The sequence below is a fragment of the Oleiphilus sp. HI0123 genome, from assembly GCF_001635315.1.
On the sequence record NZ_LWGE01000427.1, the window covers coordinates 1 to 984 of the forward strand.

Sequence of the window (984 nt, forward strand, 5' to 3'; positions counted from 1 at the left end):
GAGCGCTCACCACTTATTGCCGAGTTATTGCGCGCTGCTTTGGCAGAGGCGGGTCATGAAACTGCTCAGCGTTTTGAAGAAACGGAAGAGATAAAGTCGATCATTGAACGAATGTCCTTAGTGGAATCTGACGCGACGACTTGGATGAACTCTCAACCAGAGAAGCTTGCTGATGTCATTTACTTGGACCCAATGTATCCGCATCGAGAAAAGTCGTCTTTAGTCAAAAAGGAAATGCGGCTGTTTCAAACGCTTGTAGGAGAAGATCTGGATGATGAGGCTTTATTAGAGGCGGCATTGTCTAAGGCTCGTTATCGAGTGGTGGTAAAGCGGCCGCGCAAGGGCGATGCAATAAAAGGAATTAAGCCGTCCCTTCAGTTAGTGGGTAAGAGTTGTCGTTATGATGTATATACCTTGAAAAGAATTGAGGATTTGGCCGACTAAACCTTATACTTGTCCAAATCTTATTCCTTGTTCTGGCAAAGACAATAATAAAATAAGCGCTATGACTGAGAAAACACGCCCTCTGTGGCATCCAACATTATGGCCATCCTGGTTAATCGTTTTTATTCTATATTGCCTCGCTTGGCTGCCGATGAACAAAAAGCATCAGTATGCAGAAAGCCTTGGGCGTTTCGTTTATCGACGCATGAAAAACCGTGGCAAGGTGACCCGGCAGAATATAGAGCTGTGTTTCCCCGAGCTTAGCAGTGACAAGCAAAATGAGATAATTGAAGGCAGTTTTATTTCTACTGCTGAAGGCTTGATTGAGATGCTGCAACTTTGGTGGCGAGATGTTACTCCGTATCTTGATACGATGACGGTGATTGGTAAAGAGCACCTATTAGACGCGCAGAACCGCGGCACCGGTGTTTTGTTGATAGGAGGCCACTTCGGTGTTATCGATATGACCTTGCCCTTGGTTGGGACTCAGCTTAAGCGACCTGGCTATATGTATCGCCCAAATAACGACCCCGTAATAGA

The 984-nt window shown here is 45.7% G+C and carries 2 protein-coding genes; both read left to right on the forward strand.

Annotated features, from left to right (window positions below):
• A partial coding sequence (locus A3761_RS04065; RefSeq protein WP_197472806.1) for a class I SAM-dependent methyltransferase occupies positions 1-444 on the forward strand: 444 nt, incomplete at its 5' end.
• Positions 445-505: 61 nt separating this feature from the next.
• The coding region (locus tag A3761_RS04070) for a lysophospholipid acyltransferase family protein (RefSeq protein ID WP_369808169.1) at positions 506-984 on the forward strand (479 nt) is incomplete at its 3' end.